Origin of the sequence: Acinetobacter brisouioides, from assembly GCF_004331075.1 — a bacterium.
Lineage (GTDB): Bacteria > Pseudomonadota > Gammaproteobacteria > Pseudomonadales > Moraxellaceae > Acinetobacter.
In genome coordinates, this window is sequence record NZ_SJNX01000006.1 from 89,913 (window position 1) to 110,949 (window position 21,037).

At 42.4% G+C, this 21,037-nt stretch carries 18 protein-coding genes and 2 tRNA genes; 6 read left to right on the forward strand and 14 right to left on the reverse strand.

The window, feature by feature from the left end:
• Positions 1 to 32 precede the first annotated feature (32 nt).
• Genes E0H77_RS09265 through E0H77_RS09285 form a run of 5 tightly spaced genes read right to left on the reverse strand, consistent with a single transcriptional unit; the run spans position 33 to position 5,131 of the window.
• Entirely contained in the window at positions 33 to 2,165 is a 2,133-nt protein-coding gene (locus E0H77_RS09265; RefSeq protein WP_131377308.1) for a type IV pilus secretin PilQ, read from the reverse strand.
• A 14-nt stretch (positions 2,166 to 2,179) separates the two neighbouring features.
• The gene (locus E0H77_RS09270; protein ID WP_131377311.1) at positions 2,180 to 2,704 is read right to left on the reverse strand and encodes a pilus assembly protein PilP; all 525 of its coding nucleotides are present in this window, start codon (positions 2,702 to 2,704) and stop codon (positions 2,180 to 2,182) included.
• Positions 2,704 to 3,435: a type IV pilus inner membrane component PilO gene (locus E0H77_RS09275; protein WP_131377314.1), complete on the reverse strand. Its 732-nt coding sequence runs from the start codon at positions 3,433 to 3,435 to the stop codon at positions 2,704 to 2,706. Before E0H77_RS09275 ends, E0H77_RS09270 begins: the two co-directional genes overlap by 1 nt.
• Positions 3,432 to 4,073, reverse strand: coding sequence for a PilN domain-containing protein (locus E0H77_RS09280; RefSeq protein ID WP_131377317.1), 642 nt, complete (start codon positions 4,071 to 4,073; stop codon positions 3,432 to 3,434). The genes E0H77_RS09275 and E0H77_RS09280 overlap by 4 nt, the downstream gene beginning before the upstream one ends.
• Positions 4,073 to 5,131: a pilus assembly protein PilM gene (locus E0H77_RS09285; RefSeq protein ID WP_131377320.1), complete on the reverse strand. Its 1,059-nt coding sequence runs from the start codon at positions 5,129 to 5,131 to the stop codon at positions 4,073 to 4,075. The genes E0H77_RS09280 and E0H77_RS09285 overlap by 1 nt, the downstream gene beginning before the upstream one ends.
• Before the next feature lie 173 nt (positions 5,132 to 5,304).
• On the opposite strand from E0H77_RS09285, the gene E0H77_RS09290 reads away from it, so the two are divergent.
• Positions 5,305 to 7,848 (forward strand): penicillin-binding protein 1A, encoded by a 2,544-nt coding sequence (locus E0H77_RS09290; RefSeq protein WP_131377323.1) that lies wholly within the window; start codon positions 5,305 to 5,307, stop codon positions 7,846 to 7,848.
• A gap of 15 nt (positions 7,849 to 7,863) precedes the next feature.
• On the opposite strand, the gene E0H77_RS09295 is transcribed toward E0H77_RS09290, so the two are convergent.
• From E0H77_RS09295 to E0H77_RS09330, 8 genes are all read right to left on the reverse strand, one after another.
• Positions 7,864 to 8,676 carry a putative RNA methyltransferase gene (locus E0H77_RS09295; protein WP_131377326.1) on the reverse strand — a complete coding sequence of 271 codons (813 nt, stop codon included), beginning with the start codon at positions 8,674 to 8,676 and terminating at the stop codon, positions 7,864 to 7,866.
• A 69-nt stretch (positions 8,677 to 8,745) separates the two neighbouring features.
• Complete coding sequence (gene mraY, locus E0H77_RS09300; protein WP_131377329.1) at positions 8,746 to 9,864, reverse strand: phospho-N-acetylmuramoyl-pentapeptide-transferase; 1,119 nt, start codon at positions 9,862 to 9,864, stop codon at positions 8,746 to 8,748.
• Positions 9,865 to 11,262, reverse strand: a complete 1,398-nt coding sequence (locus E0H77_RS09305; protein WP_131377332.1) for a UDP-N-acetylmuramoyl-tripeptide--D-alanyl-D-alanine ligase — start codon at positions 11,260 to 11,262, stop codon at positions 9,865 to 9,867.
• 5 nt (positions 11,263 to 11,267) lie between these two features.
• Positions 11,268 to 12,767, reverse strand: coding sequence for a UDP-N-acetylmuramoyl-L-alanyl-D-glutamate--2,6-diaminopimelate ligase (locus tag E0H77_RS09310; protein ID WP_131377335.1), 1,500 nt, complete (start codon positions 12,765 to 12,767; stop codon positions 11,268 to 11,270).
• Between the two features lie 11 nt (positions 12,768 to 12,778).
• Positions 12,779 to 14,599: a penicillin-binding protein PBP3 gene (gene ftsI, locus E0H77_RS09315; RefSeq protein ID WP_131377338.1), complete on the reverse strand. Its 1,821-nt coding sequence runs from the start codon at positions 14,597 to 14,599 to the stop codon at positions 12,779 to 12,781.
• 10 nt (positions 14,600 to 14,609) lie between these two features.
• Positions 14,610 to 14,945, reverse strand: a complete 336-nt coding sequence (ftsL, locus tag E0H77_RS09320; RefSeq protein ID WP_131312919.1) for a cell division protein FtsL — start codon at positions 14,943 to 14,945, stop codon at positions 14,610 to 14,612.
• 9 nt (positions 14,946 to 14,954) lie between these two features.
• On the reverse strand, positions 14,955 to 15,869 hold the full coding sequence (gene rsmH / locus E0H77_RS09325; RefSeq protein ID WP_131377341.1) for a 16S rRNA (cytosine(1402)-N(4))-methyltransferase RsmH: 915 nt from the start codon (positions 15,867 to 15,869) through the stop codon (positions 14,955 to 14,957).
• Positions 15,870 to 16,037: 168 nt separating this feature from the next.
• The gene (locus E0H77_RS09330; protein ID WP_131377343.1) at positions 16,038 to 17,036 is read right to left on the reverse strand and encodes a sulfate ABC transporter substrate-binding protein; all 999 of its coding nucleotides are present in this window, start codon (positions 17,034 to 17,036) and stop codon (positions 16,038 to 16,040) included.
• A 452-nt stretch (positions 17,037 to 17,488) separates the two neighbouring features.
• On the opposite strand from E0H77_RS09330, the gene E0H77_RS09335 reads away from it, so the two are divergent.
• From E0H77_RS09335 to E0H77_RS09355, 5 genes are all read left to right on the forward strand, one after another.
• Complete coding sequence (locus E0H77_RS09335) at positions 17,489 to 17,806, forward strand: hypothetical protein (RefSeq protein ID WP_131377346.1); 318 nt, start codon at positions 17,489 to 17,491, stop codon at positions 17,804 to 17,806.
• Between the two features lie 110 nt (positions 17,807 to 17,916).
• Entirely contained in the window at positions 17,917 to 19,428 is a 1,512-nt protein-coding gene (gltX, locus tag E0H77_RS09340; RefSeq protein ID WP_131377349.1) for a glutamate--tRNA ligase, read from the forward strand.
• A gap of 54 nt (positions 19,429 to 19,482) precedes the next feature.
• Positions 19,483 to 19,558: transfer RNA gene (locus E0H77_RS09345), tRNA-Ala, on the forward strand.
• 25 nt (positions 19,559 to 19,583) lie between these two features.
• Positions 19,584 to 19,659 (forward strand) — tRNA-Glu (locus tag E0H77_RS09350).
• Positions 19,660 to 19,763: 104 nt separating this feature from the next.
• Positions 19,764 to 20,102, forward strand: coding sequence for a zinc-ribbon domain-containing protein (locus tag E0H77_RS09355; RefSeq protein WP_131377352.1), 339 nt, complete (start codon positions 19,764 to 19,766; stop codon positions 20,100 to 20,102).
• Positions 20,103 to 20,118: 16 nt separating this feature from the next.
• On the opposite strand, the gene E0H77_RS09360 is transcribed toward E0H77_RS09355, so the two are convergent.
• The gene (locus E0H77_RS09360) at positions 20,119 to 21,030 is read right to left on the reverse strand and encodes a cation diffusion facilitator family transporter (protein ID WP_131377355.1); all 912 of its coding nucleotides are present in this window, start codon (positions 21,028 to 21,030) and stop codon (positions 20,119 to 20,121) included.
• Between the last annotated feature and the right edge of the window lie 7 nt (positions 21,031 to 21,037).

Sequence of the window (21,037 nt, forward strand, 5' to 3'; positions counted from 1 at the left end):
GCCACCTTCTCAATTACAGCAATAAATTTATATTAATGATTTCTAGAAACAGTGTCATCTACAATTCGTGGTGTAATGAAAATCAATAACTCATTCTTGCTATCACTTGTGGTCTTCGTCTTAAATAAATTACCAATCCAAGGCAAGTCACCCAAGAACGGAACTTTATTGACATCATTTTGATGGGTATCTTCATAAATACCACCAAGCACCACAGTTTCACCATTATTCACCAAGACATTTGTTTGTAATGCATTGGTGTCAATCACATAACCTGCACTCGTCAATGAACCCACTGTATCCTTAGTAATCTTCAATTTCATTTGAACATTACCATCAGGAGTAATACTTGGAGTGACATTTAACTCTAGGTTGGCATCCTGGAAGGTTGTAGTTGTCCCAGAGTTGGCACTGGTTGTTGAATATGGGATTTTCGTACCCGACTTAATAGTTGCTTCCTGCTTGTCACCTGTCATGACTTTTGGTGTCGAAATCACTTCACCCTGACCATCCGCCTGTAATGCAGAAAGCTCTAAAGTAAGCAAACTATCAGCGGTATTAATTAAACCAAAAGCAATACTTGCAGGACTAGAACCGGTACTTGAACTTGATGCACCTAAGTCTACGTTTAAGTTATTTGTGCTCGCACTCGTTAAACCCAAGCTCTTATATAATGGAGACATAGCACCAATATTATCAGTATTGCTTGCTACGCTCATGCTGTTATTGGATAAGAAGCCCCATTTTACCCCAATCGACTTAGAGAAACTTGTTGTTGCTCGAACCACACGTGCTTCGATCATGACCTGCTTCACAGGTAAGTCGATCTGTTTAATAATATTTTTGAGCTGTTCAATCTTCTCAGCGGTATCACTCATAATCACAGTATTCGTACGAATATCTATAATAATAGAGCCACGATCACTCAGTAAGGAGGAATGTGTACCATCACTTGAAGATTTCGCTCCATTTTTACTGTCTGCATCATCAATCATTTTTTTGACATCAGCTGCCTTCACATAATTCAGCTGCATGGTCTCAGTCTGTAAAGGTGCAAGTTTAACAGATTGAGCATATGCTTTAGCGGCATCTTCTTCTGATTTGAGTAGCTCTGGAACAGGAGCAACCCAAATCACATTACCATTTTTACGTTTATCCAAATTCTTGGATTTCATAATAATATCAAGAGCTTGATCCCACGGGACATCCTTAAGGCGTAAGGTAATATTACCCTGAACACTATCCGATGCCACAATATTCACGCCAGTAAAATCAGCAAGCAACTGTAAAACTCGACGTACTTCAATATCTTGAAAATCTAGAGAAATCTTTTTACCAGTGTATTTATGACCTGAGTGAGGCTGGTTATTTGCTGCTATAGTTTCTTTCTTGGCAACACTAATAATTAAACGGTTATCAGTCTGGTATGCCATATAATCAAAGCTACCATTTGCCTGAATATTAACAACCCCGTTACGCCCCTCATTAAAGGCATCTACAGAAGATACGGGCGTTGAAAAATCATTCACGTTTAAGCGACGAGCCAATGCTGTCGGAATTTTATTACCAAGAAAACGTACAACAATTTTATTGCCTTGTTGCTTTACATCGACCGGCGTATTTGGATTTGACAAATCAATCACAACTTGCCCTTCACCTTTACCACCACGATGAAAGTCAACACGGCTCACACCTTGAGAAGGTGGCATGATGACAGGAGCAACATTTTCTACTTGTGGTGTAGCAGCATTATTAATTTTTAAAATAAAGGTATTGCCTTCTACACGCGTAGTAAATGCACCTGCTTTTTTGAGATTAACAGTTAAGCGAGCGCGCTGGGCATCTGCTTCTAAATCCACAGAACTTGCCTCAGTCGTTGAAACAGGAATTGAACTTTGCTTGAGCATTTGTGCTGCTTTATCAAAGTCCAGAATCAAACGTGATGGCTGATCAACCTGATAGGCTTGTGGTTGTGGTGGCAAGCCATTGAACATGACACGAATTTCAGTGCCCTGCCCAGGAATTTGTAAAGGCACAACATTCGTAATTGCAACAGCAGCATTTGCAATCTGAACCATTGCCATTGCTACGGTACCCAAAGCAAATTGATGAATAAATGGCTTCATTTGTTGCATATCCCCAAATTTTTTTACAGATTTTTTCATTATTATTCCCCAAATTATGCTGCAGGTCCGATGAGTACAAGACTACGTGGTCGTTCAATATAACCATCTCGACCATCTGAAACAATCTCAATCAAATCAATTTGAGTTGGCGTAATTTTAGTAATACGCCCTTGATTGAGTCCCATATAGCTTCCGACATGCACTTGTTCAACCTGTTTATCTGGAGTTTGAATCAACCCCAAAATTTGCCCATTCGCATTACGCATACTACCTTTAAAGGTAATTGACTCTAATGCGAAACTTTCCAAAGGCTGCGGTTGACGTGAGAAATCTGGATAAACTCGCTTGCCCGCCATAATTTTCAATTCAGTATACAAAGACTGCTGTAAGAATGGGCTACGTAAGTTTTGCGCGGCATACTCAAACTGCGGCACTGGTTCAAAAGCTGGTGCAGGTTTAATCGGCGCTGGTGGCTCACTCCGAATTTTAGCCATTTCGTCATTGACGACATCAATACGAGAACTACAGCCAGCCACCAAGAAAACTGGCAACAAAGCAATAATAAAATACTTATTCATTATTTTGTCGCTCCTGCTTTAGCTACTTTAGCTGTTTTAGGGTCAGAAGCCGAAGCCTGCTCTTCTGCACCAAGATAACGATAGGTTTTAGCATGCAATGTATAATTCACGACTGGAATATCTGATTTTTTATTGTCATCCTGCACCGCGACAATTGAAAAGTCATGTAGGGTCACGATACGTGGTAACGCAGCAATTGCACTGGCAAATTGCCCAAATAAATGATAATCACCTGTTGCCTGGATTGAGATCGGTTGTTCCATAAAGAACTGTTGCTTGACCTCAGGCTCAAGAGAAATATTTTTAAATTTCAGCCCTGCAGTGACGCCAGTCACGTTAATATCTTCAACCAACCCAGGAATTTCAGACTCTTTAGGTAATTGCTGTAGTTGCTGATTAAAATCAGCCTGCATTTTTACCAGTTGTTTCTGATAGAGCTGCAAGTTGCGTAATTTTGAATCTTTTTCTCTATATTCATTCAGCAAATTGGCTTCTTGTGCCTGAGCTGTCGTAATGGCATCAATTTTAGAACTGATCAGGACAAAGTATCCAACAATACAAACAACAAGGAAAATAAAAATCCAGCAGGTAATTTTAACTGAAACAGGCCATCCACCATAATTAGAGGCATCCAGAGAGTTAAACTGCTTTACAAAACGATCCAGTGTCATTTTGTTTTTTGCTGGCTTGACTGCATTTCCTGTTGATTCATCTAATTGTTCTTGACTCATTTCGCAGCCCCTTTTGTTGTTTTAGGTTCTGAAGCCATTTGATCTTCTGTTACTTGTGCAATCTGACCCAAATCAGCAGTCACAACAAAGCTGCCATATCCTACTTCAACACGTGGCACGACTGAACTTTGTGTTGGATTCGATTTATTGTCTGCAGCCGCATCAAATGATTTCATAAACACATTTCGAAACCATGCTGACCGACCTAGGTTTCGCATAAAATCAGCCACAACATTTGGGTTTTCAGCTTTACCTTCAATGGTAAAATGATCACCTACCCGTTCAAATTTGGTCAGGTACATATTACTTGGTACTGTGCGCACTAACTGATCAATTAGACGCACTGCAATTGGACGTTGTGCTTGTAAATTTTGAATCAGTTTCATGCGCTCAACAATGGCTTGCGTTTGCTTTTGTAAACCTTCGAGTGATTTTAATTTTTGATCAAGCTGATGATTACTTGAAGTAATCAACTGGTTCGCGCTTTCTTGATCACTCTGTTTTTGATCAAAATACATCCATGCAGCAAAAACTGAAAAACCACCCAAGATTGCAACAAGAATGGAAATCAGAATAAAAGTTTTTTTGCGTTGTTCCCGTAGCTCATCACGCCAAGGTAGTAAGTTTATTTTTGACATTAATCAAAACTCCTTAACGCTAAACCACAAGCAACCAGAAGAGAAGAAGCATCATCTTCAATTTTTTTAATATTAATTTTTGGAGAAAAACTCATCTGTAAGAATGGATTCGCTACAGTGACTCGATAACCCAACTGTTGTTGTAATATTTTTGCCAGACCAGGCAGATTTGCTGTACCACCTGCTAACAAAATATGATCAACATCATTAAACTGCGAAGACGAGAAAAATAACTGCAAAGAACGTTGTGCCTGTTGAGCAACGCTGTCCATAAAAGGTAACAGCACTTCGGCATCAAAATCATCAGGTAGGCTGCGTTCTTTTTTTGCTCGCCCTGCTTCTGCATAAGACAAACCATAACGGGTTTGAATTTCTTTGGTAAGTTGCTTGCCGCCAAAGACATGTTCACGGGTATAAACATTTTTACCATCATGAAGAACAGACAAAGTGGTCATCGAGTGACCGATGTCCAAAATGGCAATAACACGTGTACCAAGTGGCAAAGTATCCGCAAACATTCCCAATGCACGTTCCATTGCATAACTTTCAACATCTGCAACTTTCGCTGTTAAGCCTGCATAAATCAGGGCTTCATTGCGTGCTTCCACGTTTTCTGTACGCGTTGCAACCAGAAGTACATTGACACGATTTGATTTGGAAACAGGTTCTGGCAAAACTTCAAAATCCAAACTCACGTCATCAAGTGGAAACGGGATGTACTGCTCAGCATCCATTCGGATCTGAATTTCTCGTTCATCGTCACTCATATCTTCATCCATTTCGATGATTTTATGAATAACGCTTGAAGTAGGAATTGCAAACGCAGCATTGATGGTCGATGGATTTGCCGCTTCAATCGCTTTCTCTAAAGCTTCAGCAACGGCTTCTGGATTAATAATATTTTTTTCAACAACAGCGCCCTCTGGCAAGGGTACAAGCGCATAGCTTTCTACGCAATAACGCCCATGCTTAGCCGAAAGCTCCAGCATTTTTACAGAAGTCGAACTAATATCAACCCCTATTAACCCCTTTTTAGGTTTACGATATAACCTTAGCACGATGTTTATTCCTGTTATTTTTTATTTAGAATAGCATAATACCTTGTCGTGTAATGCATTTCGTCGTTATTATGACGTATATAATACCCTGAACAAGGTTCTTCTCGGCTATACTGGGCTTCAGCTATACTCAAGCTCCGATCGCCCATTTTCCATATTAAATATTACTTGTTATGAAAAATCTATCTTGTTCAGGTCGAATTCATCCAATTTTTCTGTTTTTACTGATCATTATTCTTCTTATTCCAATGGGCTTTTATGGCATGTATTTATACATTGCCCCTTCCTTACCTGAAATGAGCAGTTTAAAGAAAGCACCTCTCTTAAAACCTATTCAAATTTATACTGCGGACAACCAGTTGATTGCAGAATATGGTGGAAAACTATCTGTACCTGTTGAGTATAAGCAAATTCCCCCCCATTTTATTCAGGCTTTTCTGGCGGCAGAGGATTCTTCATTTTTTGAACATAGTGGTATTAGCTTTAAAGGCTTGGGGAGAGCGGTCAGTGAAAGCTTAACAGGTTCAGATACGCAAACTGGCGGCTCAACCATTACCATGCAGGTGGCTAAAAATTATTATCTTTCACCTGAGCGCACTTTAAAACGCAAACTCACCGAAATTTTTCTCGCACGCAAAATTGAGCAAAACTTAACCAAACCAGAGATTTTGACACTTTATGTCAATAAAATCTTTTTAGGTAAAAATGCTTACGGGATCGCTGCGGCAGCTAAAATTTACTATAACAAAAATATCAATCAGCTCAGCACTGCTCAAATGGCAATGATTGCAGGTCTACCTAAAGCCCCTTCTAAATATAATCCGGTTGCCAATCCTGAACGCGCGCTTGAACGCCGTAACTGGATTTTAGGACGTATGCGCCAACTCGGTTATATCAATCAGGCAGAGTATCAAAAATCAATTGAAGAACCTTTAAACCTGAATATGCCAGATCGCGGTGTGCTAACCCGCTTTCCGTATATTGGCGAGATGGTTCGTTCCGAAATTGTCGCAAAATTCGGGGAAAAAGCCGTTGATTCTGGCTTTAAAATTTACACCACGATTGATAGCAAACGTCAGGCATATGCAGAACAGTCAGTACAAGAAGGCTTAGAAGCTTATGACCGCCGTCATGGCTGGCGTGGTGCAGAAGCACATGGCGTATCTTTAGCGAAATTCTTTACTTACGCCAACAATTATCCTGCCAAAGTCATTAAAGTTGACAGCAACAGTTTTGAAGCTGAATTAAAAGATGGCTCCATCGTAACAGTGCCGTGGTCAGGGATGTCGTGGGCACGCCCTTATCGCAATGCCAACAGTGTAGGTGCAGCACCAACACACGCGTCTCAAATTGTTAAACCCGATGATATTGTACGCCTACGTCCAAATGACAATAAAACAGTCTGGTCTTTGGTTCAAATTCCAAAGGTTCAAGGACAATTAATTGCATTAAACCCCAATAATGGTGCAGTTGAAGCCGTAGTAGGTGGTTACAGCTATGCCCAGTCAACGTTTAACCGTGCAACCCAAGGTTGGCGTCAACCAGGTTCAACCATTAAGCCATTTATTTATGCACTGGCATTAGAGCGGGGAATGACGCCCTATACGATGGTGAATGATAGTCCCATTACGATTGGCAAATGGTCGCCAAAAAACTCTGATGGTCGCTACTTAGGCATGATTCCTTTACGTCGTGCTTTATATCTTTCTCGAAACACTGTCTCTGTTCGTTTATTACAAAGTGTTGGGGTAGATCGGGCGCGCCAGTTGTTAATGGATTTTGGATTACAGGAAAATCAAATTCCAAATAACTTTACCATTGCTCTTGGAACACCACAGGTTTTACCTATACAAATGGCAACGGGCTATGCCACTTTTGCCAATGGCGGTTTTAGAGTTGAGCCTTATTTTATTGAGCATATTGAAGATGCTTATGGCAAAACCATTTATAAAGCCAACCCAGAATATGCGTGTATTTCCTGTATTAATGGCAATAATAACGATAATACAACTGCCTCTGAGCAAGCAGCAACGCCTGACGATGAAGCATTTAAGCAGCAGCCTCAAGTACAAGTAAAACAAGCTGATGCCAGCACCAGTGAATTCCGCCAAGCACAACGCATTCTTAAATCAAGTTCAGCTTATGACATGGCCAATATTTTACGTGATGTGATTCAGCATGGTACAGGGCGAGCAGCATTAAAAATTGGGCGTGATGATTTGGGTGGTAAAACAGGAACCACCAATGATGCCAAAGATGCTTGGTTTGCGGGCTTTAATGGCAAACTGGTTGCAATTTCATGGGTTGGTTTTGATCAGCCAACAACATTGGGGCGCCTAGAATATGGTGGCGTTGCAGCGTTGCCTGTCTGGATTAACTTTATGAGTCGCTCACTCGAAGGCATACCTCCTGCATGGGTCACTTTGGATAAAAATGCCAAAGCGCCGATTTCTCATGGGCAGCTTACAGTTGAACAGGCTGGTCGTAATGAAAATCGCGTTGCACCACCATTGGCTCGACCAACGTATCATCCTGCACCTGTGAACAAAACTACTCCACGCAAACGGGATGAAGCCGATTTCTCGGATTTACCAGGTGAAGAAATTCTGATTCCTTCAGAAAAAGCACCACCAAAAATGAATAATACGCAGCCTGCTACAGCAGCAAAAAAACCTAATCCAGACTCTTTAGAACAACTGATTAATAAGGTGAACTAAAAGGAAAGAAAGCCGTCAAATGACGGCTTTCTTTTTAAAGAGATAAAGCTGAAAACATGCGGTGACCTGCAAGCTGTCTCGTTGTTCTAAAGCTTGGCGCTTTTCAGGTTTAGCTTTGTAGGCATATGGCGTCATTGCCAATAAATTTGCAATGTCTTGCTGTTGCAAATTGAGTTCTGCTTCAACTACAGATGCTTCAATCAGTTCAAAATTCTCACTGAGCTGTGCCACAAATTTTTCAGGCTCATGCAAATTCACTTGTTCAAATAACGCTACTCGCAAATCAAATAAATGCCGAGGCGCAGGCGTGACCACCAAACATAACCCTTCTTGTTTTAAAACTCGTAAAATTTCCTGTTGCGGAATTGGGCTAAACAGGCTGGTGCACAAATCTATCGACTGATCTAAAACAGGCAAGACAGCCCCTGTCCCGACCACCCAAGTCACGTCTTGATTAAGTTTGGCTGCGCGCTGCACAGCACTTTTGGCAATATCAACACCGATACATTGCTTAACATGTGCCTGCATGGCACTGGTGTAATAACCTTCACCACACCCGATATCCAGTAAAGTTTTTGGCTGATAGCGCTGCAATAATTGCTCAACAGCTTGACGTAAAGGTGCGTAAAATCCTGCCGATAAAAAAGCTCGACGCGCATCGACCGCTTCAGGCGTATCTCCTGGCTGTTTACTATGCTTATGCTGTACCACATGCAAATTGACATAGCCTTGTTTTGCCAAGTCAAAACTATGCCCCTGTGGGCAGCGCCAAGTTCGTGCATCTAGCGTTAATGAATCTCGGCAGACAGGGCACATCAGCAATTGCATGGTTTTCACTCCGATTTTCTGCAAATAAAAAAGCTGACCGAAGCCAGCTTTTTTGCTATGGATTTGGGTTTAACGCAATTTTAACGTCATTAAGCCTAAAACCACTAGAATAATCGTAATGATCCAGAAACGAATCACCACTTGAGTTTCTTTCCAGCCCTGTTTTTCATAGTGATGGTGCAACGGTGCCATCAAGAAGACACGCTTATTGCGCATGCGCAGAGAACCAATTTGCAAGAACACTGAAATGGCTTCCATCACAAAAACACCGCCCATAATCGCAAATACGATTTCCTGACGTACCATGACCGCAATCGTACCAAGCATTGCACCCAGTGCCAGCGCACCTACATCCCCCATAAAGACTTGAGCAGGATGGGCGTTGTACCAAAGGAAAGCTAGACCTGCACCAACCATGGCAGAGCAGATCACAATCAGTTCAGATGAATATTTGATATATGGAATATGCAGGTAATTGGCAAAACGAGTATCCCCTGACAAATAGGCGAATACTCCCAACCCCGCAGCGACCAATACCACAGGCATAATCGCTAGACCATCCAGACCGTCAGTCAGGTTAACTGCATTGGATGCACCATTAATAACCAAATACGTAAAGGCAATAAAGGCAAGTCCAAGGGGAATCACTGAAAATGGAATGCTGAGATTTTTGAAAAATGGAATCAGCAAGTCCAGCATATTGTGCGTATACAAAGGATTATGCTGATTAATCGCAATCACATACAATGCAATCCCAGCACCTAAAGACGCCACAGAAGTCCAGAAGAACTTTTTACGTGCTGGCAAACCTGCATTGTCTTTATAACGGATTTTAATCCAGTCATCTGCCCAGCCCACAGCACCAAAAATTACCATCACCCCAAGTACAATCCAGACATAAGGGTTAGACAGATCTGCCCACAGCAAGGTGCTAATCCCAATCGACATCAGAATCAAAACCCCGCCCATGGTCGGTGTACCCATTTTCTTGGCATGGCTTTCAGGAGCAAACGAGCTGACTGCCTGACCATATTTTAAGGCACGTAATTTTCGGATCATCACAGGACCCAAAAATAGCCCGATCAGCAATGAAGTCAATACGCTGAGCAAAGCCCGTAATGTCAAATAACGAACAACTTTGAAGGAACTGTCGAATCCTGCCAAATGTTCAAATAACCATAACAGCATTTAAAGCTTCTCCATCAAATCAGCCATCAACGTCTCCATATGGGTATAACGAGAACCTTTAAATAGGAAACTCATGGTCTGAGGTTGATGTTTTTTTACAAGATTAATTAAAAATGTCAGCGCTTGTGCCTGCGTTTCAAATGCATGGCAATGCTCTGCTGCCGCACCTGTCACTGTTGCAGTGGCAAATTCACCCACAGCAAGCACATAATCTAATGGCAACTGAGCCAAATCATGACCTAAAGCATAGTGTTCATCGCGACTACTATCACCCAGCTCACCAATATCACCCATCACCATGACTTTAATGCCCTGTTGCTGACTCAATACCTCAGCCGCAGCACGCATCGACGTTGGATTGGCATTATAGGTATCATCAATCAACACATATTGCTGATGTGAAATAAAATTCAAACGCCCTTTCGCACCTTTTGCCTGTTGCAAACCCTGTACTACATCTTCAAGGGAGATCCCGATTGCCAATGCAAAAGCACATGCTGCTAGAGCATTGTCGACATTGTGCAATCCTGCAAAAGGCAATACGACCTGTGCCGAACCGTGTGGAGTATGCAACAAAAAGCTTGCAGATTGTGGATGTAACTGTATGTGCTCAGCATATACATCACCGCCTTCGCCAAAACTCAAACGTTGGGCAGTTTTGACTACAGCATTGATTTGTGCAGTAAAGTCATCTGCCGCTGGAACAATCGATATGCCATCAGATGTAATATGACGATAAATTTCCGATTTTGCCTGACAGATTTTCTCACGCCCACCGAACTCACCCAAATGCGCAGTACCGATATTTAAAATACCTGCCACCTGTGGCTGTACCAAGTTTGAGGTATAGTCAATCTCACCAACATGACTTGCGCCCAGTTCCATCACGGCATACTGATGCTCAGGACGTAATTCCAGTAACATCATCGGCACACCCAAATCATTGTTCAGGTTACCGCGAGTAATCAGTGTTGGGGCTAACCGCGACAAAATACTACCTAGCATTTCTTTGGTGGTGGTTTTACCACTGCTGCCTGTTAACGCCAGTACTTTCAGGTCTGGAAATTGTTGACGGCGAAATTGCCCCAAATGGCCCAAAGCCAAGCGGGTATCCGCAACCACCAATTGGGCAATTTTGAGCTGTTCAATCGGGCGTTCTACAATAACAACCTGACAGCCTTGTGCTGCAACATTTTCAACAAAATCATGAGCATCAAAACGCTCACCTTTAAGTGCCAAAAAGGCATCGCCTGCTTCGGCATGTCGTGAATCGGTCAAAATCCGCTTAATCACGTGCTCTGGCTGCTGATCTTGATACCAATAACCTTGTGTCGCCTGTTGAAGTTCAGCCGCTGTCCAAGGCATCAAGGGAACAGTGCTGGTGGTCGATGTATGCATGTGCGTTAATTTTCCAAAGCCGAATACGCGGTAAGCATTCCGTGCTGATGATCGATAGCCGCTTTTACTTCTACCACATCATCAAACCAATGACGAACGCCATCGATTTCCTGATAATTTTCATGTCCTTTGCCTGCGATCACCACAATATCTCCTGCCTCTGCCTGCTGCACAGCAAATTTAATCGCTTCGCGGCGGTCATGGATTTCATGCACTTCATGCTGAGCAAAATTGATGCCTTGTTTCATATCGGCAAAAATTTGTTCAGGGTTTTCGGTGCGTGGATTGTCTGTGGTCAACAGCACAGGATTGGCATGTTCCAATGCAGCTTGAACCATGAGTGGGCGCTTACCACGATCACGGTCGCCGCCACAGCCAAACACTGCCCATAAGCGATGCTCGACATGACGTTGCAAACTGGTCAAAACTTGAATCAAGGCATCTGGAGTATGCGCATAATCCACAACAAACAAGCGCTGCTGATCGCGCAAGACCTGCATGCGACCTGGTGCGCCTTGCAATTGTGGTACAGCCGCGACCAATGCCGATAAATCAAATCCTGCCACATAGGCTGCAATCAAACTTGCCAATAAGTTTTCAACATTGAACTGTCCGAGTAATGGGCTGTTCACTGCAAACTGCCCGACTGGACTATGTAAAGTAAAACGTGCACCTTGCAAGCTAAAGTTCAAATCTGAGACATAAAAATCAGCAGTTTGCTGGATTGCATAGGTGAAAATTTTTGGTTGTGCTGGATTATGACGCGCTGCATTCAACATTACTTCAGCATAGGCATCATCCAGATTAATCACAGCATATTTTAATGACGTAAATGTGAATAACTGGGATTTTGCTTCAGCATATGCCTCTAACGTTTTATGATAATCTAGATGATCGCGACTTAAATTACTATACACCGCAATTTCAATCTCACAGCCATTTAAGCGACCTTGTTCCAAGCCATGTGAACTGGCTTCGAGCGAGGCAAAACGTGCCCCTTGCTCGGCATAGCTATGCAATAAATTCTGTAAATAAATCGCATCCACTGTGGTGTGGGTTGATGCTTCCAAGTTAGGTAAAATCCCATTACCTGTAGTTCCCATAACTGCACAGCGTTGATGTTGTGAACTGATCAATTCAGCAATCAAACGTGAAATGGTGGTTTTACCATTGGTGCCCGTGACCGCCAAAATATGCAAGGGTGCTGTTACTGCTGTCGCTTGTAAATAAGCTTTTTGCCATGTCCCCATGCGCTGACGCACATCTGGGCAAACCACACAGTTCTCGAGTGGCAATGGCTGCTCAGCGATAATTCCGATCGCACCACGCTGCAATGCTACCTGCGCAAAGTGCAAGGTTTTTTCAGGCTGTGAATAACTGGTCAGTGCAATAAAAATCTGCCCTGCTTCAACATAACGGCTGTCTAAACAAAACCCTTGAAAGGGCTGAGTCATCCAAGGTTGAATAGACTCAACAGGATAAATCTGCTGCAAAGTAATCGACATGAACTCACCAATTATTGAATTTTAGGGGCTTGTAAAGGTTTATCCAGTGGTACATCCAGTAAGCGCAAAAACTCTTGCATAATGCGCGCAAATACAGGTGCAGATACCGTACCGCCATAATAAGTGCCTTGTGGGTTTTCTACCACAACGACCATGGCTATACGTGGGTTACTCACAGGAGCAACCCCTGCAAACAACGCACGATATTCATTTTTTGAATAACCACGTCGGTCAGCATTGAGCTTATGTGCTGTTCCCGTTTTACCCGCCACACGATAGCCTGGAATTTGTGCCTGTGTGGCTGTACCACCTGGCTGAGTAACCTGTTCCATCATCAGCACGACTTTATCGGCAATTTTTGGATCAAGTACTTGCTTACCTTGAACAGGTTTATTCAGTTTATACAAGGTTAATGGTACTTGCGTGCCATGGTTGGCTAGCATGGCATAACCTTGTACCAACTGTAATACCGTAGCATTTAGACCATAACCATACGCCATCGTACCAATTTCAGACATGTTCCAATATTTCGATGGCAAGATCAGTCCCGAACTTTCTCCCGGGAAATGCACTGCAGAACGCTGCCCAAAACCCACACGTTTAAAGAAAGTTGGAATCGTTGGTGTTGGTAAAGACAGCGCAATCGTTGCTGCACCGACGTTGGAAGATTTAATAATCACCCCTGCCAAAGTCAGTGCGCCATAGTTATGGGTGTCATGAATAATATGATTACCAATCCGCATAGAACCTGGCGAGGTATTAATAATCGTATTTTCTGTATATTTACCACTTTCCAATGCCGCAGAAATGGTAAATGGCTTCATGGTTGAACCCGGTTCAAACATGTCAACTGCACCACGGTTACGCATCGCGTCTTTATTATTTAAACTGGCTTTATCATTTGGGTTATACGACGGCCAACTGCTCATCGCCAAAATTTCACCTGTTTTGACATCGACTGCAATTGCTGTTGCTGAACGTGCATTGTTGGCAATTCCTGATGCGGTTAATTCACGATACATGATGTATTGCAAGCGTGAGTCGATACTTAAAGTAAAATTTTCTCCTGCCTGTACCGGTTTCACCACTTCTGGATCTTTAACTCGGTTACCGTACTTATCCCGAATATTGATCTGCAAGCCATTGACACCCGTCAACTTCTTATTCAGCTTCATTTCCAGACCTTCCACGCCTTTACCATCATTATTAGTCAAACCAATAATCTGAGCATTCGGCTGCGGTTGCGGGTAAAAACGCTTATAAGATTTCTCGGTATACACGCCCTGAAAATTATGTTCCAGAATAAAGTCTGCTTGTGGCGGTGGAACTTCAGTTTTTAACACCAAATAACGTGAATGTGGATGTGCCTGCATCTGCTTCTTCAGCCAGTCAGCATCCACGCCCACAATATTTGCCAACTCATCGAGATCAAAGTCTTTATCGGGAAGTTTTTGTTTTGGTTTACGACGCTCACCCGGTTTCAGCGGGGCAGTCATCTCATCATAGAGTTTTTTGTTTTCAAAATAATCACGTGGATCCATCACCACTTTCATAATCGGCGTACTGATGGCTAAAGGCACACCATTACGATCACTAATAATGCCGCGCATGGGTCTAATGGTTTCATCACGTAAAATCAGGGCATTGGCTTTATTTTGCAAGAAGTCCTTATTAATAATTTGCACATAAAATGCACGAACCACCAATATTAAAAAACACAGTAAAACAATGCCCCAGAGCAAATAAAAGCGCCATTGATCAAAGGTAATTTCGCTCTTTTCAGTCACTGAAAGCTTGGTTTTACGTTTTAAATTCATTCGTTTTTCAGTCATTGAACTGACCTTACTTTTTTTGCGCGGTTGAAGGAAGAGAAATCACCACAGTATCCGAAGATGGTGGTGAGTACATACGAAGCTGGGTCACGGCACGTGTCCCGATCTGAGCAGTTGCCCCAAAAGTTTGCTGTTCGATCAGCAACCGTCCCCATTCGGCATTTAGATCATCTTCAGCACGCAGCAAACTACTCAATTGACGATAATCATACCGATATTCGTATACTTCAAATACCACCATAACCGCACTGCTAAAAATCAGGCAGACCAGAACCAAATAGGTCAGCCCTTTTTTCAACACAATTCGATCCTTGACTGGTTTTTCTTCAACAACCTCTGTATTCATGGTGTGCCTTTATTTATCTAGTCGTTCAGCCACACGTAACCACGCACTACGTGAGCGCGGGTTACTTTTTACTTCTTGTTCACTGGCGCGAATGCGTGAGATTTTTTTCAGACGACGCGTATCAACTCGCTGTTGCGGCAAACCCCAACCATGATCTTCTGCCAGAGTAGACTCTTTTTGAATGAATTGCTTAATCAGGCGGTCTTCTAAAGAATGGAAACTAATCACTGCCAAACGTCCATGTACTGACAGCAAGTCAACTGCTTGTGGCAGAAACTGTTCAATATCATCGAGTTCTTTATTAATCGCAATACGAATAGCTTGGAAAGTACGCGTCGCAGCATGCTTGTTTTTTTCCCATTTTGGATGGGCAACTTTTACAATTTCAGCGAGTCGGGCAGTTGTGGTAATTTCACCTGCCTGTTTAATGGCGCGAGCAATACGGCGACTGTAACGCTCTTCGCCGTATTTAAAAATAATATTGGCAAGTGCTTCTTCTTCAATGCTCAATAACCATTCACTGGCGGTTTGCCCTTGCGAGTTATCCATCCGCATATCTAAAGGGCCATCATGCATAAAGCTAAAACCACGCTCTGCCTGATCAAGCTGTGGTGAAGATACCCCCAAGTCCGCCATAATGCCATCGACTTCATGTAGACCCAATGCAGTCAATTCCTGCTGAATATCAGCAAAACTGGCATGAATAATTTTAAAACGCGGGTCTTGTTGTTCGAGTTCAGCAGCGACTGCCAAAGCTTGTGGGTCTTTATCGAAGGCATATACGCGACTATTAGCATCTAGTTTTGATAACAATAAGCGACTGTGCCCACCACGCCCAAAAGTTGCATCGACATAAATTCCTGTATGACGATCTGCTAACAACGCATCTATAGTTTCATGGAGTAATACAGAAATATGAGACATACGAACGGAAATCGAAAATTAAAAATGTAATTGCACATTATCTCCATGTTTCATGCAAGTTCCAAACGGCTTTTTGTACGGAAATATTATTTTGCGATAGTTATTTCCGTTTTTTGTTAAAAAAATCAGCAAATCAATGCTTCACCCCAGCGACCTGAGGCAAATTGTTTAAGGTTTAGCATAAATCTGGTCAAAAACACCACCATTGGCAAAATGGATTTTTTGCGCTTTTGCCCAGCCACCAAAGACTTGATCAATCGTAAACAATTTAATCTTTGGGAATTTATAGGCATATTTTTGTGCAACCTGTGCATTGCGTGGGCGGAAATTATATTTAGCTGCCAGTGCCTGCCCTTGTGGAGAGTATAAAAAATTTAAATAACCTTTTGCTAATAAACGATTGCCGTCTTTATCAACCGTTTTATCGACAATTGCCACCGAAGGTTCAGCTAAAATTGAAACCGAAGGATAAATAATCTGGTACTTATCTTTGCCTAAATTATTTTGTGCCAGTAAAGCTTCATTTTCCCAAGTCAACAACACATCACCAATACCGCGTTCAGCAAATGTCGTCAGTGAACCGCGCGCCCCAGAGTCAAGCACTTTGACATTGTGATACAGCTTAGATACCAGTTCGCGGGCTTTGGCATCATTGCCGCCTGGCTGCTTGAGTGCATAGCCCCATGCCGCCAAATAAATCCAGCGCGGAGCACCGCCCGTTTTCGGATTTGGCGTAATAATTTCCACACCAGACTTGGTCAAATCATTCCAGTCATGAATTTGTTTTGGGTTGCCCTTACGCACCAAAAACACCACGGTTGATGTATAAGGTGCAGAATGCTGCGGAAATTGTTGTTGCCAGTCCTTACGGATATAATCTGCGTTGGCAATTTCATCAATATCGTTAGCAAGTGCCAAGGTCACCACATCGGCTGGCAAACCTGAAGCGACTGCGCGAGCCTGCTTACCTGAACCTCCATGCGATTGTTTAAACTCAACTTTCTTACCTGTGCGTTTTAGCCAATACTGTCCAAAAACTTGATTATATTCCTGATAGAATTCTCGGGTTGGATCATAAGATACATTGAGGAAGGTTTTATCTGCATACACCCATGAACTTGTTGTCGTGAGCAGTGTCACTACACCTGCTGTAATCAGTTTGCGCATTTTTTATTCTCAAAATATTTTTAGATCACTATACTTATTCTTAATAAATTTGAAATATCAAACATTTATAATGTTTTATTCTAAGCTTTCAGGTTTTTCTTCTATATTACCAATATGTGACTATTTGCTATTTATTCTGACGACTTAGATCCCTTTCATTATGGTTTATCGCCTCTTTATTTTTCTTTACCGAAGCAAAATTGAAATATATTTCAATGAGGCTCAAGAAACAAAAATGGGCTGACAAAAGAAGTCTATTCCTTTGTTAAAACAGTCATTATGTCGGGTTCTAAATATATCGCCATGGGCTAAGTCGATATTTTGTAAAATAAATACGCTTTCTTTTATGGGAATGTACGCTATAGTAGCATTTGATAAATATAGTGGTAGCGTTGTTTAAATACGCTGGAAATAACAAGAAAAGCCGCTTTAACTTTTTGGAGTTTTATTTTATGGCATATTTTCGTGGTGTAGTTTTAGGATTGTGTCTAAGTTTAGGCGCAACGAGCAACTATGCAAATGTCATTGAAAATAAAGACAAAGTAACAAGCAAAACCGTCACTATACTGGGCAAAAATGCTCATCATGTTTCATTGATTGAAAAAGAACTCAGCAAGCAAAAACAAAATACCAAAGCCATTGATTCCGATTTAGATAGCATCAAGATCTTAAATGCCATCCATGTACAGCCAAGCCAAAGTTTCTTTGCTTACCAACATGAGCGTTTCTCTCGAATTCTCCAAGCATTATTTCAAACACGTGACTCTTAATTCCTAAGACTTAGTCACCAAAATCAGCCTTGTGTTACGTTGCTTTTTCACGTTATACAGGGCTTTTTTCGTTATAATAGCCTGCATTAGATATCAAAACTGAATCGATTATGAAAGTCCGTACCCGTATTGCGCCCTCTCCTACAGGCTTCCCTCATGTAGGTACAGCTTATATTGCTTTATTTAACTTATGCTTCGCTAGACAACATGGCGGCGAGTTTATTTTACGTATTGAAGATACGGATCAACTGCGTTCTACGCCCGAATCAGAAAAAATGATTTTGGATTCATTGCGCTGGTTAGGTCTTGAATGGTCAGAAGGTCCAGATGTAGGCGGTCCACACGCACCATATCGCCAGTCTGAACGTATGCATATCTATAAGCAATATGCACTAGAATTGGTGGAAAAAGGACATGCATTTTACTGTTTTGCCAGCGCAGAAGAATTAGATCAAATGCGTGCTGAACAACAAGCGCGCGGTGAAACGCCTAAATACGATGGTCGTGGTTTAAAACTTTCTCAAGAAGAAGTTCAGCGCCGCCTTGCCGCAGGTGAACCACATGTGATTCGTATGAAAGTTCCTGAAGAAGGAATTTGTAAAGTCAATGACTTACTGCGTGGTGAAGTGGATATTCCTTGGGTACAGGTCGACATGCAAATCTTGCTGAAAACCGATGGCTTGCCAACCTACCACTTGGCCAACGTGGTCGATGACCATCTCATGCAAATCACCCATGTGTTCCGTGGTGAAGAATGGTTACCTTCTGCACCTAAACATCAGTTGCTTTACCAATACTTCGGTTGGGACATGCCACAGCTTTGTCACATGCCATTGTTGCGTAACCCAGACAAATCGAAATTATCAAAACGTAAAAACCCAACTTCAATCAACTACTATCGTGACATCGGTGTGTTGCCTGAAGCGCTATTGAACTACTTGGGTCGTATGGGTTGGTCAATGCCTGACGAACGTGAAGTGTTCACCTTACAAGACATGATGGACAATTTTGATATTCATCGTGTGTCTTTGGGTGGTCCAGTCTTTGATGTCGACAAACTAAACTGGTTGAATGGTCAGTGGATTAAAGGTTTAAGCCCTGTACAACTGCTTGAGCGTATTTTGACTTGGCAAAATGACAGCAAAAAACTCGAAGAGATTGCAGCAGCGATTCAGCCGCGTATCAACTTGTTGTCAGAAGCTGTGAACTGGGCAGGTTTTTACTTCAACCACATGCCAAACATCACCGCAGAGATGTTTGAAAGCAAAAAACTTAGCCAAGAACAAGTTCGTCAAAGCTTACAGTTTGCTATTTGGCGTTTAGAAAAAACCTTCACGTGGAACAATGACACCGTGAGCCAGATCCTGATGGACTTGGCAAACCAAATGGGCATTAAACTGCGTGACTTTATGCCAGCGTTCTTTATTGCAATTGCAGGTTCAACCAGTTCAACTCCTGTCATGCAGGCAATGGTCACTATTGGCCCTGACCTGACCTATGCGCGCTTACGCCGTGCGCTTGAAATTGTTGGTGCTCCAAGCAAAAAAGAGCTTAAAGTTTGGGAAAAACTCAACGAAAGCATCCAATTGCCGAAAAATGAAGCAACTGAAACAAGCGAATAATCTTTTTGCTTGACGTGTGAGTGGAATGCCCCTAATATTGCGCTCACACAGACTGGGGTCATAGCTCAGTTGGTAGAGCGCTACAATGGCATTGTAGAGGTCAGCGGTTCGATCCCGCTTGGCTCCACCAAACCTCATATGTGTTGCCTCGATAAGTCCCTATCGTCTAGAGGCCTAGGACATCGCCCTTTCACGGCGGTAACCGGGGTTCGAATCCCCGTAGGGACGCCAAATTCTAAAAAACCACTGACATGATCAGTGGTTTTTTTTCGACTAAACTTTTTGCTTTGCCACGAAGTTCGCTAAAATAACCATAAATTCATTTGGGAGTGTCCATGCAATATCGTTGCCCACAATGCCAAAGTGCTAAAATTATGCCTGTTGCCCAAGGTAGCAATGCCGTCCGCCCAGAAATTCCAAAAAGTTTAGTCATTTTGGTCTTTTCAATTTTTCTACTGCTCCTGCTTGTGATTGCCTGTATTGTGATGTCGGTTTTTGCCCATGGTGCAAGCTCAATCCTACAAATCGCTACAGGTGTGGTATTTTTGGTGACCGTGGGTTCAGGTCTGCTGTTTTGGCGCCAACTTCCAAACTTCAAATTATCAATGCAAGGGTTTCTTCAGTCACAAAAAGCATGGAAATGCCGTGACTGTAACCATGAGTGGCAATTGTAATCATCATGCCAAAACATTAATGCTGGTGTGAATGTTCATGAGTCAGGCATGGATTTTCTTCAATCTGTAACGTCACCTGCCGAATCCCATGACGATGTACCAGCATTTCTGTTGCTTCATGATATAAGCGATTTCGCTCTGCCTGTGGCGCAAATAAATGTACCGCGAGATGAATATTCTTGGAGCTGATTGCCCAGACTTTCAGTTGATGAATGCTTTCCACACCATCCAGAGATAACAGATCTTGCCGCAACGCCTCGATATCAATTTCATCAGGCACGCCCTCTAGCAAAATATTGATGCTTTGTTTGAGCAAGAGCCATGTACGTGGCAGCACCCACATCCCAATGAAAACCGCAACCAAGGTATCCACCCACACCCATTGCGTCAGATAAATCAGTACTGCCCCAAAAATCACCCCAACTGAACCCAAAGCATCACTCAATACTTCTAAATATGCACCTTTGATATTCAGGCTATCTTCCACGCCTGACATTAAGATTTTCATGGCAATCAAGTTAATAATTAAACCCAGTATTGCCACCACCAACATACCTAGGCTTTGAATTTGAGGTGGATGGGTAAAACGCACATAAGCTTCATATAAAATATAGACAGCCACTAAAAACAGCATCAGCGCATTAAACAATGCTGCCAAAATTTCAAACCGCTGATAACCAAAAGTACGCTTGTCATCGGCAGGCAGTTTGCCAATTTTTATCGCAATTAATGCCACTGCCAATGCGGCAGCATCAGTAAACATATGCGCAGCATCTGACAATAAAGCCAAACTTTGGGTCAGGAAACCTGCCACAACTTCAACAATTAAAAAACTGCTGGTCAAACCCAGTGCCAGCCAGAGTTTCTTAGAATTATTTTCACTGGCTGCGGCATGATGATGCTCATGCCCATGATGGTGTCCACTCATACAGGAA